Origin of the sequence: Nostoc sp., assembly GCF_036919675.1 — a bacterium.
Classification (GTDB): Bacteria; Cyanobacteriota; Cyanobacteriia; order Cyanobacteriales; family Nostocaceae; genus Nostoc.
The window spans coordinates 1-14,719 of sequence record NZ_JBALCP010000114.1; the positions used below are offsets into that span (position 1 = coordinate 1).

At 43.2% G+C, this 14,719-nt stretch carries 14 protein-coding genes; 7 read left to right on the top strand and 7 right to left on the bottom strand.

The window, feature by feature from the left end; genetic code table 11:
- Positions 1-597 (top strand): WD40 repeat domain-containing protein (locus tag V7K49_RS25135; RefSeq protein ID WP_335208061.1); only part of this gene is annotated, 597 nt, incomplete at its 5' end.
- A 717-nt stretch (positions 598-1,314) separates the two neighbouring features.
- On the opposite strand, the gene V7K49_RS25140 is transcribed toward V7K49_RS25135, so the two are convergent.
- A complete protein-coding gene (locus tag V7K49_RS25140) occupies positions 1,315-2,085 on the bottom strand; it encodes a Uma2 family endonuclease (protein WP_334871689.1) in 771 nt (256 codons plus the stop codon).
- Positions 2,086-2,148: 63 nt separating this feature from the next.
- Complete coding sequence (locus V7K49_RS25145; RefSeq protein ID WP_335208063.1) at positions 2,149-2,895, bottom strand: Uma2 family endonuclease; 747 nt, start codon at positions 2,893-2,895, stop codon at positions 2,149-2,151.
- A 181-nt stretch (positions 2,896-3,076) separates the two neighbouring features.
- On the opposite strand from V7K49_RS25145, the gene uvrA reads away from it, so the two are divergent.
- From uvrA to V7K49_RS25160, 3 genes are all read left to right on the top strand, one after another.
- Positions 3,077-5,965 carry an excinuclease ABC subunit UvrA gene (uvrA, locus tag V7K49_RS25150; protein ID WP_334871687.1) on the top strand — a complete coding sequence of 963 codons (2,889 nt, stop codon included), beginning with the start codon at positions 3,077-3,079 and terminating at the stop codon, positions 5,963-5,965.
- 76 nt (positions 5,966-6,041) lie between these two features.
- Positions 6,042-6,374: a DUF6883 domain-containing protein gene (locus tag V7K49_RS25155; RefSeq protein WP_334871686.1), complete on the top strand. Its 333-nt coding sequence runs from the start codon at positions 6,042-6,044 to the stop codon at positions 6,372-6,374.
- A gap of 17 nt (positions 6,375-6,391) precedes the next feature.
- Positions 6,392-6,610, top strand: a complete 219-nt coding sequence (locus tag V7K49_RS25160) for a DUF4926 domain-containing protein (protein WP_334871685.1) — start codon at positions 6,392-6,394, stop codon at positions 6,608-6,610.
- Between the two features lie 49 nt (positions 6,611-6,659).
- Here V7K49_RS25160 and V7K49_RS25165 read toward each other — a convergent pair whose 3' ends face one another.
- From V7K49_RS25165 to V7K49_RS25180, 4 genes are read right to left on the bottom strand one after another with little or no spacing between them, the layout of a single operon-like run.
- Entirely contained in the window at positions 6,660-7,061 is a 402-nt protein-coding gene (locus V7K49_RS25165; RefSeq protein WP_335208065.1) for a helix-turn-helix domain-containing protein, read from the bottom strand.
- Positions 7,045-7,344, bottom strand: a complete 300-nt coding sequence (locus V7K49_RS25170; protein ID WP_334871683.1) for a type II toxin-antitoxin system HigB family toxin — start codon at positions 7,342-7,344, stop codon at positions 7,045-7,047. Before V7K49_RS25170 ends, V7K49_RS25165 begins: the two co-directional genes overlap by 17 nt.
- Before the next feature lie 60 nt (positions 7,345-7,404).
- Positions 7,405-7,836, bottom strand: a complete 432-nt coding sequence (locus tag V7K49_RS25175; RefSeq protein ID WP_335208067.1) for a DUF2358 domain-containing protein — start codon at positions 7,834-7,836, stop codon at positions 7,405-7,407.
- Between the two features lie 12 nt (positions 7,837-7,848).
- Positions 7,849-9,003 carry a glycoside hydrolase family 10 protein gene (locus V7K49_RS25180; RefSeq protein WP_335208069.1) on the bottom strand — a complete coding sequence of 385 codons (1,155 nt, stop codon included), beginning with the start codon at positions 9,001-9,003 and terminating at the stop codon, positions 7,849-7,851.
- Positions 9,004-9,345: 342 nt separating this feature from the next.
- Here V7K49_RS25180 and V7K49_RS25185 point away from each other — a divergent pair, with 342 nt between their 5' ends.
- Positions 9,346-10,209 carry an alpha/beta fold hydrolase gene (locus tag V7K49_RS25185; protein WP_335208071.1) on the top strand — a complete coding sequence of 288 codons (864 nt, stop codon included), beginning with the start codon at positions 9,346-9,348 and terminating at the stop codon, positions 10,207-10,209.
- Positions 10,210-10,500: 291 nt separating this feature from the next.
- Entirely contained in the window at positions 10,501-10,956 is a 456-nt protein-coding gene (locus V7K49_RS25190) for a pentapeptide repeat-containing protein (RefSeq protein WP_273766479.1), read from the top strand.
- A 443-nt stretch (positions 10,957-11,399) separates the two neighbouring features.
- On the opposite strand, the gene V7K49_RS25195 is transcribed toward V7K49_RS25190, so the two are convergent.
- Positions 11,400-13,511 carry a M3 family metallopeptidase gene (locus tag V7K49_RS25195; RefSeq protein WP_335208072.1) on the bottom strand — a complete coding sequence of 704 codons (2,112 nt, stop codon included), beginning with the start codon at positions 13,509-13,511 and terminating at the stop codon, positions 11,400-11,402.
- Between the two features lie 262 nt (positions 13,512-13,773).
- Here V7K49_RS25195 and V7K49_RS25200 point away from each other — a divergent pair, with 262 nt between their 5' ends.
- The gene (locus V7K49_RS25200) at positions 13,774-14,469 is read left to right on the top strand and encodes a Uma2 family endonuclease (RefSeq protein WP_335208073.1); all 696 of its coding nucleotides are present in this window, start codon (positions 13,774-13,776) and stop codon (positions 14,467-14,469) included.
- Positions 14,470-14,719: the final 250 nt, after the last annotated feature.

Here is a 14,719-nt window from a genome sequence, read left to right on the forward strand (position 1 = left end):
GTCGCCATCAGCCGGGATGGGCAGACGATTGTCAGTGGCGGTGAAGACGGCAGTGTGCGGTTGTGGAATCTCCAAGGTCTGCCCTTGGCTGAACCATTCCGTGGTCATCAGAGTTGGGTCATTTCTGTCGCCATCAGCGCGGATGGGCAGACGATTGTCAGTGGCGGTCGTGACAGCACTGTGCGGTTGTGGAATCTCCAAGGTCTGCCCTTGGCTGAACCCTTCGGTGGTGATCAGGGTGAAGTCAATTCTGTCGCTATCAGCGCGGATGGGCAGACGATTGTCAGTGGCGGTCGTGACGGCAATGTGCGGTTGTGGAATCTCCAAGGTCTGCCCTTGGCTGAACCATTCCGTGGTCATCAGAGTTGGGTCATTTCTGTCGCTATCAGCGCGGATGGGCAGACGATTGTCAGTGGCGGTCGTGACGGCAATGTGCGGTTGTGGCGTGGTAGCTGGCGTACATGCTTGCAAGTCTGTTGCGACAGGTTGCGTTACCATCCCATCTTCACCAACCCGCAAACCGAGGAAGCAAAAGCCGCCTGCGAAGTCTGCCGTAAATATGTTTGGAGTAAAGAAGAAGATAAAAGTGGGGTTTAATGAGAAGAAAACAGGAGAAATCAAGCTTTAATCTTCAATGTTGAGGTTCTGAACTCCACTTTTCACGTTCAGAACTCGGAACCTCGACCTTTAAACTTGGAACTTCGACCTTTGAACTCGAAACTTCGACCTCTGAACTCGGAACTTCGACCTTTTTACTCGGAACTCCGACCTCTGAACTGCAACAACCGAGATCCAAGGGTAAATGATGGTGATTAAAAGGCAAATATTTACCTTACTATCCCATTTTCACAAACCTGCAAACTAAAGCTACCACAAATATCTTGCGTAGGGGCACAACATTGTTGTGCCCTGATAGAACTGTTCACCGCAGCCAAGATTTTATTTGTAATTTTCCGTAAAGGAATTAGTATCATTCAAATGTAATACGCATTATGCAAAACAATATTGTTTCTCGTTGAGATGCCAAATGGGTAGGAGGGCATAGCATTGCTCATTAGTGTCAACTTAAGGGACTGACAAAAAATAAATTATCCAAAATTATTTGTACATTTGTAGGGGCGCAAGGCCTTACGCCCCTACGATGGGATGTTTTTTCAACTGGAATGTCCCTAAGAAGATTTTGCCCGTTGTGCCCCTACACCTTGCGATGTCATGTTGTACCGCATTTGAATAGGAACCGCTATATTGCTACTTTCTTTAGTTGCAAATGCGTAGGCGTAGCCCATCGTAGACATCGCTTTGGCTAAGAATATCTTAAACTTCCGGTTCGACTCCCAAGGCTCTTAACTGGGCTGCTAATTGCTCTGCACGCTGACTTTCTTGTTCTGCACGCTGGCGTTCTTGTTCTGCACACTCTTGAGCAGCGTTTTTCTCTTGCCGTTCTTTTGCTGCTAACTCCGAACCCCACAACAATAACTCTCCATTTTCATCCCACCAACGCAACCAATAACCTGTGCGATTTTCTCGCCCTCCCTGCCAGATACCTAAAAACAGGTTCATTTCAGCAATCCAGTAACGGTTATTTGCGTCTGCGGATTTTAGTTGATAATGTCCTGAATCATCCAACCGATAAACTTCTAAAACTCCGCCGTCTGGTTCTAAAATGGCATAGTTTGGTACTTGTAAAATCTGCTCATAATAAAACCATTTTCCAGGAGGATAGGTTGGTTTAATAGAATACTCACTACCTTCAGTGTCTGAGAGAAATTCCATCACAATTACAGGAATATCACCCTGGAGTTTAGGAGTATAACTGCGATTAACCTCCTTTCTTGACACCCGAATTGAGGGTACATATCCCCAATCTGGGGCTTTGACCACAAATTGGCGATTCAAGGTGGCACAAATACCATAGTTAGTCATGGTTAAGGCGTTGACTGGCAATCTATCAGCTAGTTCTAAGCTTTCTGTTAAAGCCGCAGCCAAGGCTGGCTGATTAATGTTATCCACTGGCTCGTCGTCTAAAACAAAATCATCAGGTAACTTTTCCCAAGTAACTTCATAGGTGGCTGCATTGGCTAGCATAATCAGAATATCTCAATTACAACTTCAATTTCTAATAGCCCGATTAAAAAATTGCACACGGCGTTACTCCTGAGCAAGCGATTGCACTTCTTCCACTGACAATCCCAAAGCTTGGGCAATCTGTTTGATGCTCAAATCCATTTGTAATAATCGGGGTATGGCATCTCTTCTGGCTTGTTCTGCAAGTTCCGCCCGTTGTCGTTCTTGCTCGGCGTTGCGGAAAATTTCTGTATAAGTTAAAAACCGTTCTCCGTCAGGGCGATATAGCTGCAAACCTTCTGATGATGGAGCAAAGCGAATTTTTAACTGAGGACTCACCCAATCTTCCATTAGGGGGATGACATCTAAACCGTTTTCAGCACGTAACCATCCATGCAAATTATTCCGATCGGGATCGTAAATGTAGTACTCTTCTACCCCATAGCGATCGTAGAAAAGTAATTTCTTGTCCATTTCAGTTTGTGTGTTGCTGGGAGAAAGAATTTCAAACACTACTTGTGGTGCAACTCCCTCCTCCTTCCATTGTTGGTAGCAGAGGCGATGTCTACGACGGGCTACGCCTACGCCTTTTGGTCTACCCAATACCACCATCACATCTGGGGCGTCAACAATTTTGTTGCGTCCCTCTACCGGATACCAAAATAAATCTCCAGCGACAAATACATTTCGATCGTCAGCAAATAGCCACTCTATATTCTGCTTAATTTCTACAATCCAGCCAAATTGTATGGTATTATTAGCAACTGGTTGTCCGTCACTATCTGGGTAGATGACCTCTGGCTGGGTCGGCGGTTGGATTTGCAATACCATAGCTTCGCCCTCAGAAGGATTTAAATCGGGATGCTTCCAAATTAGCAGACTCTTAAGGATGTCTGCGGGATGAATTTTGAAGAAGAACTAATTAAAACAGTACGATTGTTCTACTATAAACTGATTAAAGATAGTATTATTAAGGACTGTTTCATAGGAAACTCCCTCTTCGCCGCCCAATATGTCAGACAAACAGCTAGCAGCATCCTTGAACGGACATCTTCCCTACCCCAGCCAGAACAGCCAGAATACCATTCGGATTCGGGGTGCTAGGCAGCATAATCTGAAAAATATTGACTTGGAATTGCCACGCGATCGCCTGATTGTCTTCACTGGCGTTTCTGGCTCTGGTAAGTCTTCCCTGGCGTTTGATACCATTTTCGCTGAAGGGCAACGTCGCTACGTGGAATCCCTCAGCGCCTACGCACGGCAATTTTTAGGACAACTGGATAAGCCGGATGTGGAAGCGATTGATGGCTTAAGTCCAGCAATTTCCATTGACCAAAAGTCAACCTCTCATAACCCCCGTTCCACTGTCGGTACGGTGACAGAGATTTACGACTATTTGCGGCTGTTATTTGGTCGGGCTGGTGAACCCCATTGTCCCATATGCGATCGCTGTATTGCACCCCAGACAATCGATGAGATGTGCGATCGGATTATGGAATTACCAGATCGCACCCGCTTCCAAATTCTTGCACCCGTTGTCCGGGGGAAAAAAGGCACACACCGTAAGCTTTTGTCAAGTCTGGCATCCCAAGGTTTTGTGCGTGTGCGGATCAATGGCGAGATCCGCGAACTGTCAGATTCGATTGAATTAGATAAAAATTTTACCCACAGCATCGAAGTGGTAATTGACCGCTTGGTAAAAAAGGCTGATATTCAGGAGCGTTTGGTTGATTCCCTGTCTACGTGTCTTAAGCAATCGGGTGGTATTGCGGCGATTCTGGTGAGTTTACTTGGTGACGACGGACAAGAAAAAGAAGAAGAATTAGTATTTTCGGAAAACTTTGCTTGTCCAGAACATGGCGCGGTAATGGAGGAACTATCGCCGCGATTATTCTCCTTTAACTCACCTTATGGTGCTTGTCCGCACTGTCATGGAATCGGGACTTTAAGAAGATTTGCGCCAGATTTGATCATACCTGACCCAGAAGCCCCAGTTTATGCTGCGATCGCGCCTTGGTCAGAAAAAGATAATTCTTATTATCTGGAATTACTCTATAGCGTGGGACAGATTTATGGGTTTGAGTTACAGACAAATTGGAGCAAGCTGACAGGAGAACAGCAGCAAATTATTTTGTATGGAGACAAAGATGAACAAGCCGCAGAGGCACAGAGGAAGCAGAGTTTTAAAGGTGCGATTCCAATTTTGCAACGGCAGTATGAGGGTGGTTCTGAATTAGTTAAGCAAAAATTAGAGCAGTTTTTAATTGATCAGCCGTGTGAAGTTTGTAAGGGAAAACGGTTAAAACCGGAAGCCTTGGCGGTGAAGTTGGGACAATATGGAATTTTAGAATTAACTGGGGTATCAATTCGGGATTGTCGAGAGAGAATTGAGCAATTCAAGTTGAGCGATCGCCAGTTGCAAATTGCTGATTTAGTCCTGAGAGAAATCAAAGCTAGATTGCAATTTTTGTTAGATGTAGGTTTAGATTACCTCACCCTTGACCGTCCAGCCATGACCCTTTCTGGTGGCGAAGCCCAACGAATTCGTCTAGCAACGCAAATTGGTTCTGGTTTAACAGGAGTTCTCTACGTTTTAGATGAACCGAGTATTGGTTTGCATCAACGAGATAATGGCAGGTTGCTCAAAACCTTAACGAAATTGCGCGATTTGGGTAATACATTAATTGTTGTTGAACATGATGAAGAAACAATTCGTGCAGCTAACTACATAGTTGATATTGGCCCTGGTGCAGGAATTCACGGCGGAAATATTGTCGCCCAAGGTGATTTTCAGGCGTTATTAGCAGCAGAAGATTCCTTGACGGGTGCTTATTTATCAGGAAGACGGGTAATTACCACACCAACAGAACGTCGAGAAGGAAATGGGCGCAGTTTGGGAATTCAAAATGCCCATCGCAACAATTTAAGAAATATAGATGTTGAAATACCACTAGGTAAACTTGTCGCCATTACTGGTGTGTCTGGTTCTGGCAAATCTACCCTGATTAACGAATTACTATATCCATCCCTGCAACATCATTTAACTAAGAAAGTTCCCTTACCGAGACATTTGGAGAAAATTCAGGGATTGAATGCGATTGATAAAGCGATTGTTATCGATCAATCCCCTATTGGACGCACACCACGTTCTAACCCTGCAACTTACACAGGAATTTTCGATGCCATTCGGGATGTATTTTCTCAAACAGTAGAAGCTAAAGCTAGGGGCTACAAACCTGGACAATTTTCCTTCAACGTTAAAGGGGGACGTTGCGAAGCTTGTAGCGGACAGGGTGTGAATGTTATTGAAATGAACTTTCTCCCAGATGTTTACGTGCAATGCGAAATTTGTAAAGGTGCAAGATACAACCGTGAAACATTGCAGGTCAAATACAAAGATAAGTCTATTTCTGATGTTCTGAGAATGACAGTTGAGGAAAGTTTAGACTTTTTCCAAAATATTCCAAAAGCGATCGCGCGTTTGCAAACTTTATTTGATGTCGGGTTGGGTTATGTCCAACTAGGACAACCTGCGACTACCTTATCTGGTGGAGAAGCGCAACGGGTGAAATTGGCAACAGAATTATCTCGACGCGCCACGGGTAAGACACTTTATTTAATAGATGAACCGACAACAGGGTTATCTTTTTACGATGTCCATAAACTACTAGATGTGTTGCAAAGATTGGTAGATAAAGGTAATTCAATATTAGTAATTGAACACAACTTAGATGTAATTCGTTGTTCTGATTGGGTGATAGATTTGGGGCCAGAAGGTGGCGACAAAGGGGGAGAATTGATTGCTGTGGGGACACCGGAGGAAGTTGCAAAAAATCCCAGGTCTTATACTGGGCAATATTTGCAGCAGGTTTTGAAACAGTATCCGGCGATGAAATCTTAGTCTTTTCCAAGTAGGGTGCATTACATACAGGTCATATCCAGGTCAAAAAAGCGGAGAAGGTTGTGGCAAAGGTATTATGAAACTTCCTAACCGTGAATGCGCTATCGTTGAAATAGATAAAATCGCGGGTTACTGTCTCAACCCAGAACATCCAGAGGGAAAACACAAAGCTCGTGTCTTTAAATCTGCACTAGACTTAAATTTAGGTTATGCAGAAGAATTACAAGCGATCCTTTTACAAGCAGTAGCAAATTATGATGCTATCCCTACTAAAAGGAATCCATACGGTCAAAAATATATCATTGATTTTCCCCTGAATCGTTCAGATAAACAAGCAATTATTCAAAGCGTTTGGATAGTGCGTAATAATGAAGGCTTCCCCCGCCTAGTCACCTGTTATGTAATCTAAGCAATGAGGTAATACCTATGAAATTATTAGATGTGGTTGCCCTAACCGAAGACTTACAAAAATTGGGATTGCATCGCGGTCAAGTAGGAACGATTGTAGAAGAATATGAACCTGGAGTTTTTGAAGTAGAATTTAGCGACTTAACAGGAAAAGCTTATGCCGTAGAAACTTTAAATGCTAGCCAGCTAATGACTTTATATCATCAACCAATTGGTGGGAAAACATTATTAGTTTAACTCACCTTATAATTACTCTGTAGCTTCTTCTATACTTTTATCATCATCATCAACAAATAAATAAACTTGCATCAACGTGAAAAAATTTTTCCAAAGCCTCAGCTTGTTCTTTCGTGATTTCTAACTCGCAATTAATGATTTTAGTAACAATCTTGCTCGAACCAAGAACTTCTACCAAATCAGCTTGTTCCAAACTCCTAGCTTCCATCAAATGCTTGAGTCTTGATTGAGGTGTTGAAACATTAAGTTGATAGTGCTTATCTTCAAAATCCTCAATCAGTTTTACCAATAATTCCAACAAAGCATCTTCTTCAGGAGTCCGATGGGAACGAGAAAGCAGTTCTTCAACAGTTTCTAAAAACTTCTCATTTTCCTCTTCTGTCTTGATAATCCGAGGTTGATGTTGAGACAGCAATTGGCTGTAAATATCTGAGTTAAAAGTAAGGGTCATTTTTCCAGGAGTCTTTGTCATATTCGGCATGAGTTAAGACATATTTTATATAGATGACCTGCTTTTCATAGTTGATACTAGCAATTAAGGGGTATTTATTACCTTTGATGTTGAAAACTATAAACTCGCCTACTGCTTCAGCTTTAGGATAAATAGTTTGAACTTCTAACAAATTACCCCAGTCTGCTTTACTAGCAGTTATGTACCAGTCATCAAGTGCTTCACAGCAATCAGCGTGTTTTCGGCAGAATTGTCGTAACTTTTTCCGACTGATGACGTGCATTAATTTCTGATTTCGGCATTTCTCAGCTTGTTCTGGATAAATTTTTAACTCACCATGTATCTAATTAGCCATCTCTCCCCTTTGCCAAAACTGCTTTAATATCTCGCCAGGTTTGCGATCCCAGGTGTCGATATGCTCGTATATCAAATTATCTTGGTTGAGTTTATATGTTGAATAGCCATTAAAAAGCAAACCTGCTTTCCAAGGAACGCGCAACACTCCCCGCACTGTCCAATTTACTAAAATTGTGTCTTCTGCTGACTGATAAACCTCATGCACATCAAAGTAAATTTTGGTAAAAAATAGCCGAGCGTGAAATCGCAAAGTCCAAAATATAATGCGATAGTTAAATTTATATTTGAATGTATTTACCGGGTCTTTAAAATAGATATCCTGTGTATAGATGTCATAGGAGATATCTTTTTGAAAAAGTGTTGGTAAATCCTGTTTTAGAGTCTTAATTACCCGTTCCACTGGCAATTTAAATTCCATGCGCCTTTTCCCTTAAAAAAACTTTTTTAACAACCTCTCCACCCCTTGCAAAATTGAAGATAATCTGCTGTTGTCTACACCACTCCTACTCAAATCTGACAGAGTGGGAAATGATGCAGAGTTAGCATAAGGCCCATTTCGCAAAACTTTAGCTAGGGTATTATTATTTTCGCGCAAACCTTCGTAAAAAAAGAATACCTCTCCTTGAATACCAAGTTGGCGATTATATTCAATTGCCTGCACCAGATATTCTGGACTAATACAATAACTGCCAAGCTTCATTAATATTCCCGGCGCTAACTTCGGCAACGTCGCATCTGTGAACTGCTGGTTTACCAGTTTATCAGCGATCGCCTGATAACTCCTAAAGTCACGGCGATAAATCTGCGGCTGAATCATATCAACTATTCCCCGCTTCAACCAGGTGGGTGAGTCTTGCAGATATTCCTGGAATGCCCAATCATAGATATTAGGTGCGATCGCTACTAGCAAATTAGGATTAACTGCTTTCACCTCCCGGTAGAGACGCGCCAAGAACTCAGTGAGAATATCTGCCCGCCACTGTAACCATTGTCTGTCTTTGGGGTTCTGTGGCGGATTGTGAGCAAATTGCTGATGATAGCGGGTGACAGTTCCCTCATCATAGCCACCTTCAGAGGGGAATGCTGGGAAGCGATCGTCACCTTGGACACCATCCACATCATAATTCTTCACAACTTCCAGCACCAAATTCAATAAGAATTCCTGCACCTGTGGGTCGAGGGCATTCAACCACTCAAAGCCGTTTTTCTTCAGTAAGTTACCGTTATAATCATGGGCAGCCCATTCCGGTTTTGTCTGTAAAAGTTTACCACCATTCAAATTGTAGGAACTAGCAAAGCCGTATTCAAACCAAGGAATGACTTTCAACCCAACTCGTCGCGCCTCAACCACCACTTCTTCTAAAGGGTCACGACCTACACACAGAGGGTCAATTTCCACTCCAAAGGTCTGCTGCATTGTTTGACTGGGATACAGGGTTACTCCCTTATTCCAAACAACAGGAAACACCACATTAAATCCCGTCTCAGCGAGGAAATCCATCGCCTCGCCAATGCGTTGCTTTGACCTGAGAACTTTACTATCAGTAGTGGTCAGCCAGACACCACGCGTTTCTATTCTGCTCATTTGTGTATCAAATAATTATATTATCCAGCTTTATACAGCAGTCCTAAATCACATGTGAAAGCTTCTCTTTCTCCTCTTGGCGGCTTCTTTGCGAGACTTGGCGTTTGCAGAGCGTGTCGCAGACAAGCATCTCGCAAAGAAGGCGACTTTGCGGTTTGTTCATTTCGTTCATTTTCAAAAATCAGATAGGATTGCTATATATTTTGGTATTTATATGAAACCCTGCTGATTTATTACCAGCATCTACCCAAAGGAGAATTGCAATTTTAAAACTATCTCCTAGCAGATGTTTTGACCAAAACTATTACACATAATAAATATCACCAACAAAAAACACAAAATATGCCTGTTATAGAACTGACTTGGAAACACGAATATATAAATACCAATGGGGTAAAACTACACTACGTTACCCAAGGTGAAGGCCCCTTAATGTTAATGTTGCATGGGTTTCCTGAGTTTTGGTACTCTTGGCGGCATCAAATACCAGAATTTGCCCAAGATTTTAAAGTAGTCGCCCTTGACTTGCGTGGCTACAACGATAGTGATAAACCAACAGAGCAATCAGCTTATGTAATGCATGAATTTATCCAAGATGTTGAAGGAGTAATTAAAGCATTAGGATACCAAAAATGTGTATTAGTTGGACATGATTGGGGTGGTGCGATCGCTTGGAATTTTGCCTATGCTCACCCCCAAATGGTAGAACAATTAATTATCCTTAACCTGCCTCATCCTGCCAAATTTGCCCAAGGTTTACGCACTCCCCAACAGTTGCTGCGTAGTTACTACATGTTTATCTTTCAACTACCGTGGGTACCAGAATTACTTTTACAATCTTCAGACTACCAAGCAATTGAAAAAGCTTTTAAAGGAACAGCAGTTAACAAAAGTGCTTTCACCAAAGCGGATATTGACGCTTATAAAAATGCTGCTGCAAAACGCGGTGCCCTCACAGCAATGTTGAACTACTACCGCAATATTTTTCAACAGAGAATGCTAAATCCAAGTTGGGGCGTTCTGGAAGTGCCAACACTGATGATTTGGGGAGAAAATGACACTGCACTCGGCAAGGAGCTAACCTACGACACCGCAGCCTATGTCAGGGACTTTCAAATCAAATACATTCCCAATTGTGGCCATTGGGTGCAGCAAGAACAGCCAGAGTTAGTCAATCAGCATATGCGAGAATTTCTGAGGACTTAAACTAACAGTATTTGCTAAAAAGTATAAATACTTATCAAAATAGCCAAATTATGGCGAGTAGTGCAAGCTCTTAAAAAGATTTAATAGTGATTTAACACTGGCAGTTTTTTAGGGTTTATCGAGTAAAAATCGCCAAAAATCAGAATCAATGGCATTTATGATCTCACTTTTATCCCTGTTTCATATCACAACCAACTTGTGAAGGCATAGATTGACCTCACAAAGTTTAGTGAGATAATAGAGTTGTGAGGGACAGAACGGACGCAACTTGATTATTAAAGGGGGAAAATTATGAAACTCCAGCTATTAGCGGCCATGGCCTTAGCAACTCCCTTATTTTTCGCTAGCTCGGTTAGAGCCGAGAATCCGCAGGACTTACAAAAACTGCTTTCAACTGGGGAATGTGTCCAGTGTAATCTATCGGGAGCTAACCTCAGTGGCGCTCATTTAATTGGTGCTGACTTGAGAGGCTCAAAGCTGCAAGGAGCTAACCTTGTAGGGGCTAACCTCGAAGGTGCTGACTTAACTGGTGCAAACTTAGCAGGTGCTAACTTAACATCAGCTTACGTAACCAATGTGAATTTGAAGCAAACCAATCTCAACGGAGTAAATTTTACTCGCGCGACGATTCACGATTCTAATGTGTATAAAGCATCAATGAATGATCTCAATCTCACTGATGCCGAAATATTTAACACTGGAATCGGGATTGGTGGAGAAGATGCCGAGATTCCCGATTGGAAATAGGCTGAACATAGTAGGCAGGTTAAAATAAACACAACATAGGTTTTTGCGGGTTTTAAATCAGAGAAACTGGTTTTTTGCCAGCATGATCCTTAAAATCTGCCTAAACAAAAATAAAAAATGAACCCCTTCTGCCTAGTAATCACTTTACTATAATCAAAGCAGAGGGGGTTTCTTATTGAGATTGAGCCGATATCCACGCAAAAATGATCCTCCCTAACCCTCCTTAAAAAGGAGCGAACTAGAGCAAGCCTTTTTAACGCCTTGTTTAACATCTTTTAAAGTGGTTGTGTAATGAAATCAGCAGCCCAAAACATATCCTGTAATCTTAACCAAGCCCACCATCAGGTCTGCCAGGTTGGAAAACCATGTCTAGCTAAGGATTATTTGCAAAGATTTGATGCGAGTAGGGACGTTGCATTGCAACGTCCCTACAGAGGTGTTGTTTAGTTTACAGCAGCACTGACTAAACCATTGTGCCTGAGCAAAGCGATCGTACTTGGTTCACGACCTCGGAAAGTTTTAAACACCTCCATTGGATGCTGACCACCACCGAGTGCCAGCACCGTATCCCGATAACGCCGACCTGTAGCTTTTATAGCTTCTTCATCTTCTAGCCCAGCTTCTTCAAAAGCGGCAAAAGCATCAGCACTCAGTACCTCAGCCCACTTATAGCTGTAGTAGCCTGCTGCATAACCACCCTCAAAAATATGTCCAAAAGCACATAAAATTGAATCTTCTGGAAGTGGTGGTAAAACCATAGTAGTCTTAGCTATGCGATGACGCACATCTGACGGAGTTTCATTACTACCAGGGCGATAGCGGTTGTGTAGTTCTAAATCAAGACTGCTCAGGTGGATCTGCCGCAACATGGCAGTACCACTCATATAATTACGCGCCGCTAGCAGCTTTTGATAGTAATGCTCAGGTAGGGCTTCACCAGTTTCGTAATGTTTCGCCATGCCAAACAAAGTGGGTCGCTCATAGCACCAGTTTTCCATAAACTGACTAGGTAGTTCCACTGCATCCCACTCCACGTTATTGATGCCTGCGGCTCCGGGATAGTCAACCTTAGTGAGCAGATGGTGCAATCCATGACCAAACTCGTGGAACAAAGTCTCTACTTCATAGAAAGTCATCAAACTAGGCTTACCATCTACGGGAGGACTTTGATTACACACCAAATAAGCTACAGGTAAGCGAATGGCAGTGACACCATTTTCAGTGATTTTGCCCCGATTGATGCACACATCCATCCAAGCACCACCGCGTTTCTCTGCTGGACGGCTGTAGGGGTCTAAGTAGAAGTAGGCTATGGGAGAACCAGTTTCATCAGCAATTTGGAAATAACGGACATCTTCATGCCATACTGGCGCTTGACCATCGGCAGAGGTGACATTGACGCCAAACAGCCGCTTGACTAGTCCAAATAAGCCGTCTAACACTTGGGGAAGGGGGAAGTAGGGACGCAATTCTTCAGCGGTAAAAGCAAATTTTGCTTCTCGTTGGCGTTCTGCCCAAAAACTGATATCCCAGTGTTTTAAATCCGTAGCTTCTGCTGCTCCCTGTGCCGCTGCAAAAGCTTTGAGTTCTGCCAAGTCTTTGACAGCAGCATCATAACTAGCGCGGCGTAATTCTTCTAACAGGGCGTTGACTGCCTCAACGTTGGGAGCCATTTTACTAGCCAGGCTTAATTGGGCAAAACTTTTAAAGCCTAGTATATCTGCGAGTTCTTGGCGCAACTTCAAAATGCGCTCAATTAAGGGGTTGTTATCTAAATCGCCACCAGAAGCGCGGGTGATATAAGCTTTGTAGAGCTTTTGGCGCAAATCTCGACGAGTGCTGTGCTGCATGAAAGGGCCGTAGCTGGGGAAGTCTAAAGTAATCCGCCAGGGGCCATTTTCAAGTGTAGCGTTGCTTTCGCCAGCTGCACGAGCACCTTGGGCTGCTAAACTCACTAAGCTTGGTGGTAAACCGTCAATTTCCGCTTGTGTTGTTAGGGTTAGGCTGAAGGCTTTAGTGGCATCAAGTACATGGTTAGAGAATTTGGTAGAAAGTTCTGCTAACTCCATCTGTATGGCGTTGAAACGCTCTCTTGCCTCTCCTTCTAAGCCAACACCAGAAAGTTCAGCATCTCGAATCGCGGCTTCTACAATGCGCTGTTGGGCTAATTCTAAAGTTGCCCAACTATCACTGGTACGGAGTGCCTTAAAAGCATTGTATATGGGTTGGCTTTGACCAAGCTTGTTGATAAACTGTACAACTAGTGGCTGTACGATTTCATGAGCTTCGCGCAGTTCGGGGCTATTTTTAACACCCATTAAATGATTCACCACCCCCCAACTCCAGGTAAGCTGTTCAGTTAGCTTTTCTAAGGGTTCTACTAAACCACTCCAAGTAGGCTCTATATTAGCCTCTAAGGTGGCAAGCTGCTGGTCAAGTTCTGCCAGCAACTGATTGAAGGCTGGTACTACTCGTTCTGGTTTAATCTCTGCAAATGGAGGTAAACCAACGCCTTGGAGTAGGGGATTGTCGGAAATAATAGTACTTGCACTCATGGTTTTGTGTGAACTGCGGATGAATAAAAATCATTATTGATTTTTATTTATATATCTTCTAATGTAGCGATCGCTGTGCTAAATAGTCTTGTCATTCTGGCAATATAGCAAAAAAAACGAGAGTTACTCAGAAAATTATCTTGATACAGCTATTTTGTTTGGTTTGTGAACGATACCTGACAGGCAACAGTTCCAGAAATATCAGCGAAAGTCTCTGAGATAATATAATCATGCACCCATCTTCTCAATCAGGTGGCTAATTATGACTAGCCTCTTACCCAGTTCTCAACCAACAGAAGTTTTTTACCCAAGCTCGGATGGTGAACCTTTGGCAGAAAGTTATGTTCACTTATATGCTCTAATGGCAACTTTAGAAGTATTGAGGCAATATTTGCTGGGTAGGCAAGCAACGGTTTTGAGTAACCAGTTTCTCTACTATGCTCAGGGTTTTCCGAAGTTACGCGTAGCTCCAGATGTAATGGTGATTTTTAATGTCGCTCCTGGAGGTCGCGATAATTACAAGATATGGGAAGAGGGACAAGTGCCTGTAGTAATCTTTGAAATGACCTCGGAGGGCACTAAAAACCAGGACACGGGTTTCAAGAAAACGCTGTATGAGCAGTTAGGGGTACTGGAATATTGGTTATTTGACCCTAAGGGAGAGTGGATTAAGGAGCAATTGCAAGGGTATCGGCTGCGAGGCGAGGTGTATGAGCCAATTACAGATAGTCGATGTGAACCTTTGCAGCTGCGTTTGCAAATAGAGGGACAATTGATTGGTTTTTATCGAGAAGACACTGGGGAAAAGTTGCTGATTCCAGAGGAGTTGGCAGAGGCGCTGAAACAGGAAAGATTGGCGAGGGAACAAGCCCAAGACCAAGCAAGACAAGCAGAATCGCAGGTGGAAAGGTTGAAAGAACAATTACGATCGCTTGGTGTTGACCCTGATACTCTCTAGCCATAGATTTGCGATCGCTCTTAGCGGGTGCTTCACATGATCGCAGAGTCCATTCACCAACCTCAACCTGACCAAAGGCGATCGCTAAAAGAGATCATAACGTATTATGTCAAACAGGTAGCTCATCCACCAGCATGGGCGTTACCCTGAAAGCACAGTTTCAGCCCAAGAATCCCAAGCTTTCAAGGCGTGAGAGTGTCCAATTAACTTAGCGTGATCAACCGTCCTTGCCGAACCCAGAGGGGAGGCT